We start from the raw sequence: 5,967 nt of genomic DNA on the forward strand, positions 1-5,967 counted from the left end.
TGCTTGTTACCATATACTTTTTCATTTTAATCTCCATTTTAATTTAAAGACTAAATCAGTGGTCTAAAATGTATATGGTTTTCACAAATTGTCTTTAAAAAACTCTTATTTTATTGGCAAAAATGCGATATAATTTATATTGTTAAAATGTATAACAATGAGAGGGATATATTATGAGTCAAAACAAGAAATTATTTTATGTTACAACCCCAATTTATTATCCAAGTGCGCAATTACATATTGGACATGCATATACTACTACATTAGCGGATATTATTAATCGTTATAAAAAAATGGCTGGTTATGAAACTTTCTTTTTAACAGGCAGCGATGAACATGGTGAAAAAATTGAAAAGAAAGCAAAAGCAGCAGGGGTAACACCATATCAATTTACAACAATGATTGTTGATAATTTTAAATTATTATGAAATAAATTAGGAATTGAATATTCAAAGTTTATTCGTACTACTGATAAAGAGCACGAAGTTGGAGTCCAAAAAATTTTTAGTAAATTATATAATAATGGAGATATTTACTTAGGAGAATATGAAGGTTTATATTGTGTTAGTTGTGAAGAATTTTTAACTGAAGCACAAATTGATAAAGTAACAAACCAGTGCTTAGTTTGTGGTAATAAACCAAAAAAAGTAAAGGAAGAAACATATTTCTTTAAAGTCTCAAAATATAGTCAATTTTTAATTAATTATTATAATAATCATCAGGGTTTTATTGAACCAGAACCAAGAAAAAATGAAATGTTAAATAATTTTATTTTACCAGGCTTAACTGATTTATCTGTTACTAGAACAACTTTTTCATGAGGAATTAAAACCTTAGAAAATGATAAACACATTATTTATGTTTGAATTGATGCATTATCAAATTATTTAACAGCATTAGGTTATTTATCAAATGATGAAACATTATTTAATAAATTTTGAAATAATGAGGATGTTGAGATTTTGCAACTATTAGGAAAAGAAATCGCTCGTTTTCACACGATTTATTGGCCAAGTATGCTAGAAAGTTTAGGGTTACGTCAGCCTAATAAACTTTTATCGCATGGTTGAATTTTATTTAAAGATACTAAAATGAGTAAATCAATTGGAAATGTTGTTGATCCATTATATTTAATTGATAAATATGGTCGAGATACATTACGGTTTTATTTAGGATATGAAATTCCAACTGAAAATGATGGTAAATTTTCTTATGAAATGTTTTTAGAATCATATAATGTTCATTTAGTTAATAATATAGGGAACTTGGTATCACGAGTAAGTAATATGATTAGTAAATATTTTAATGGTCAGTTAGTAAAACAACAACAATTGGATAATGTGCTAATTGAAAGTTGTATCCAAGCGGTGCAGAATTATCAGCAGGCAATGGATGCTTATCAAATTTCAGCAGGACTAAACATTATTTTGGAATTATGTAATAAGGCGAATAAATATATTGAAGAAAATAAACCTTGAAAGTTAGAAAAAAACGAAAAGATGGAACAATTATATGAAACTTTAGCAAGTTTAGCTTATACTATTATTGTTAGTGCTTTTTTATTGCAGCTAGTTTTAGTTGATAATGCGCAAAAAATTGCCGATTATTTTAATGTTAATTTAACTGATTTAACATTTGAAACAATTTTAACGCAAGAAATCATTTATAATAAAACAATAGAGAAAAAAGAAAACTTATTTAATCGTGTTAATGTAGAACAAGAATTAAAACAAATTGAAGCAGAATTAAATTAATAAAACTAGTAAAGGAGGGAGTTTAATGAAAAAATATGATGTAATTGTAATTGGTGCTGGTCATGCTGGCGTCGAAGCAAGTTTAGCTGCAGCAAGAATGAAAAAAAAGACATTATTAGTTACTTTACATAAAGATAAAATTGCATTAATGCCATGTAATCCCTCAATTGGTGGTCCAGCTAAAGGGATTGTTGTTCGTGAAATTGATGCCATTGGTGGTGAAATGGCAAAAGCAGCTGATGCAACAGCTTTACAAATGAAATTATTAAATTCTTCACGTGGTCCTGCTGTATGAGCATTACGCGCTCAATCAGATAAGATTGAATATGCAAAATATATGCAAAAAATAATTGAAAAGCAAGATAATTTAGATTTATATGAAGGAGCAGTTCAATCTTTATTGGTTGATGATAACAATAATTGCTATGGAGTAATGTTAAAAGATCAAACACAATTTTTTGCAAAAAAAGTTATTTTAACAACAGGAACATATATGCAATCTTTAGTGTTACAAGGAATGACAAAAAAAGCAGAAGGACCTGATGGCGACATTACAACAGCAGGATTATCAACCCAGTTAAAACATTTAGGGTTTGAGTTATTTCGTTTAAAAACTGGTACACCAGCACGTGTTCTTAATACTTCAATTGATTATAGTAAAGCACAACCAGAACCAGGGAGTGATTTGCAACTAGCTTTTTCTTATTCAACAAAAACCTTTACACCATTACAAGAGCAAGAATTATGTTGATTAATTCATTCAATACCAAAAACACATAATATTGTGCAAAAAAATTTAACAGCATCAGCAATGTATTCTGGAAATGTAAAAGGAACAGGGCCACGTTATTGCCCAAGTTTTGAAGATAAAATTGTGCGGTTTGCTGATAAACCACGTCATCAAATTTTCTTAGAGCCAGAATCAAAGAGTTTAAATACAATTTATGTGCAAGGATTTTCAACTTCAATGCCAATTGATGTACAAGAAAAGATGCTACGTTCCTTGCCAGGATTTAAAAATGTTGAAGTTTTAAAATGAGCTTATGCAATTGAATATGATGCAATTGTACCAACACAATTAAAACATACGTTAGAAACAAAAAAAATTAAAAATTTATATACGGCGGGTCAAATTAATGGAACAAGTGGCTATGAAGAAGCTGCTTGCCAAGGTTTAATGGCTGGAATTAATGCTGTTTTAAGTATTGACCAAAAAGAACCTTTCATTTTACGTCGTGACCAAGCTTATATTGGAGTGCTAATTGATGATCTAATTACAAAAGGGACAGAAGAGCCTTACCGTTTATTAACTTCTCGTGCTGAATATCGTTTATTATTGCGCAATGATAATGCTGAAGAACGATTAAAAAATTATGCTTATCAATTTGGTTTAATTGATCAAAAAAGTTGAATTGAATATCAAAATAATGTTCAAAGTTATAATGAAATAATGCAATTGTTAAAAGAAACTTATTTTACGGCAAAATCACCATTAATTCAAAAACTAACTAAATTAGGTGTTGCCAACATTACAGAACGCATTTCTGGTTATAATTTATTAAAACGACCAAATATTGAGTTAAAATATTTAGAGGAGGAGTTACCACCGTTAAATAATTTAAAATCATTTTTAAAACAAAATTTATTAATTAATATTCGTTTTGAAGGATATATTAAAAAAGAACAAGAAATTGCTTTAAAAACAATTAAGTTGGAAAATAAATTAATTCCAGTTAATTTGAATTATGATTTGGTAGATAACTTGGCACTTGAAGCACGAGAAAAATTTAAAAAGATTAGACCAATTTCAATTGGTCAAGCGAATCGAATTTCAGGAATTAATCCAGCTGATATTCAAATGCTTTTATTTCATTTAAAAAAATGGAATTGGATGCAAATAGATAAGAGGGTGAAGTATGAAATTATATAATACTTTGACTCGTAATTTTACAGATTATAGTCAAACAAAAAAAATTAATATTTATGGTTGTGGACCAACTGTCTATAATTACATTCATATCGGTAATGCCCGTGCAATTATTACTGTTGATTTATTAGTTAGTTTTTTACAATTTCAACATATTGAGGTTAATTATATTCAAAATTACACGGATATTGATGATAAGATTATTGCTAAAACAGCAACAGAACATAAAACTGAACAAGAAATTGCAGAATTTTATATTAAAGCTTTTGAAGAAGATGTTTTTAATTTAAATGTTAGAACACCAGCAAAGCGAGTACGAGTAACAGACCATGTTAAAGATATTATTACTTTTATTCAAAAATTAGTTAAACTTAATGCTGCATATGAAGTTAATGGTAGTGTATATTTTGATATTGCAAAATATCAAGCACAATATGGACAATTAGCTAATAAAAAAATTTCAGAATTAGAAACTAATATTCGAATTGAACATGATGCTAATAAGCATAGTCAATATGATTTTGCTTTATGAAAGCAAACAACCGAAGGAGTTTCTTTTCCCTTTTATGATCAAACGGGTAAATTATATCAAGGTCGCCCAGGTTGACATACAGAATGTGCTGTCTTAATTGATAAATTTTTTCATAAAGAAACAATTGATATTCATGCTGGCGGAATTGATTTAGTTTTTCCTCATCATGAAAATGAACGAATTCAATTTTTAGCAAAAAATAATAAGGAAATTGCAAACATTTGAATGCATAATGGGCATTTAAATGTTGCTGATAAAAAAATGAGTAAATCATTAAATAATACTATTTTAGTTCGTGATTTTATTAAATTATACGGAGCAAATACATTACGTTATTTGTTATATGCGACTAATTATACACAACCATTAAATGTAACAGAAACTTTAATTATTAGTGCACAAGGTGAAACCGAAAAGATTTTTAAAGTCTTAAAAGCAGTAAATTTATATTTAGCTGAATATAACTTAAATTATAATTTAGCACAACATGGTGACAATGTTAAGAAAGTTCTTGCTGAGTTAGCAAATAATTTAAATAGTCCAAATGTTTTAACTATTATTAGTAAAATGATTAAAATTATTAATACTCAATTACGTGATAAAAAACTTAATTTGCAACTTGCTAGTGATTTTTATAATATTATTTTTAATATTATGAATTTTAATTTTAAGTTACCAGTGATTAGTGGTGAAATTTGTAAATATTTATTAGAATGAATTAAGTCAAAAAATAATAAAGATTTTGTCAAAGCAGATGAGCTTCGTAAGGTTTTAGTAGAAAAAGATATTTTGTAACGGAATGAAACAAAAAGAAATTAATATTATTGGTGCTGGGTTAGCAGGTTGTGAAATTGCTTACCAATTAGCAAAACGTGGTTTAAAAGTAAAATTATATGAAGCAAAAACATTATTTAAAAATCCAGTTCAAAAATTAGATACATTTGCAGAATTAGTTTGTTCTAATTCTTTTCGTAGTGTTTCAAGAGAAAATGCAATTGGAATTTTAAAAGAAGAATTAAAGTTATTAAATTCTTTCATTTTAAAAACAGCTTATGATGTTCAAGTCCCTGCTGATGATGCACTTAGTGTTGACCGGGAGTTATTTTCACAAAAAGTTACAGCAACTTTAATAAAACACCTAATATTACCATTATTTATGATGAATTTATTAAAATAGATCCAAAACAAATTACTATATATTGCTGTTGGACCATTAGTGACAACAAATTTTGCTCTTCAACTTAAAAAGTTAGTTGGTAAGAAAGCGTTGTATTATATTGTAACAAAAGCTGGAATTGATTTTTCAAAAGCATATTATGGCGCACGATATTCAGAACAAAAAGATTATATTATTTGTCCGTTAACAGAAGATGAGTTTAATCAATTAGTTACAGAATTAGTAACGGCAAAACGAGTTCCTATTGCAGATTTTGAAAAATATTTTAGAGGTTGTCAACCAATTGAGATTATGGCACAAACATCACGAAAAATTCTTTTGAATGGACCAATGAGTAGTAATAATTTACCAGACAAAAATGGTAAGCAGCCATTTGCAGTGGTTCAATTACGGCAAGATAATGTCATTGATAGTTTATATAATAGACTTCTTGCATAACCTAGTTATTTTAAAATTCCTATAAAATATATTTAAAATAGAAATTATAGGAATCTAAAATTATGAAATTTGATAAATTTGATTTTATTAATGATAAAGAATTATTCCGATTAACAGGAATAAAACAAGCCACTTTTAA

The 5,967-nt window shown here is 27.5% G+C and carries 5 protein-coding genes; all 5 read left to right on the forward strand.

Going from position 1 to position 5,967, the window contains the following annotated elements:
- The first annotated feature begins 173 nt into the window (after positions 1-173).
- Genes metG through BST80_RS03655 form a run of 5 tightly spaced genes read left to right on the forward strand, consistent with a single transcriptional unit; the run spans position 174 to position 5,828 of the window.
- Positions 174-1,754 carry a methionine--tRNA ligase gene (gene metG, locus BST80_RS03635; protein WP_415746004.1) on the forward strand — a complete coding sequence of 527 codons (1,581 nt, stop codon included), beginning with the start codon at positions 174-176 and terminating at the stop codon, positions 1,752-1,754.
- A 22-nt stretch (positions 1,755-1,776) separates the two neighbouring features.
- Positions 1,777-3,684, forward strand: coding sequence for a tRNA uridine-5-carboxymethylaminomethyl(34) synthesis enzyme MnmG (gene mnmG / locus BST80_RS03640; protein ID WP_415746008.1), 1,908 nt, complete (start codon positions 1,777-1,779; stop codon positions 3,682-3,684).
- The gene (gene cysS / locus BST80_RS03645) at positions 3,671-5,008 is read left to right on the forward strand and encodes a cysteine--tRNA ligase (protein ID WP_415746005.1); all 1,338 of its coding nucleotides are present in this window, start codon (positions 3,671-3,673) and stop codon (positions 5,006-5,008) included. Before mnmG ends, cysS begins: the two co-directional genes overlap by 14 nt.
- 4 nt (positions 5,009-5,012) lie before the next feature.
- Positions 5,013-5,390 carry an FAD-dependent oxidoreductase gene (locus BST80_RS03650; protein WP_415746006.1) on the forward strand — a complete coding sequence of 126 codons (378 nt, stop codon included), beginning with the start codon at positions 5,013-5,015 and terminating at the stop codon, positions 5,388-5,390.
- 39 nt (positions 5,391-5,429) lie between these two features.
- Entirely contained in the window at positions 5,430-5,828 is a 399-nt protein-coding gene (locus tag BST80_RS03655; protein WP_415746007.1) for an FAD-dependent oxidoreductase, read from the forward strand.
- Positions 5,829-5,967: the final 139 nt, after the last annotated feature.

Source organism: Spiroplasma sp. Moj, assembly GCF_016082285.1.
GTDB lineage: Bacteria > Bacillota_I > Bacilli_A > Mycoplasmatales > Mycoplasmataceae > Spiroplasma > Spiroplasma phoeniceum.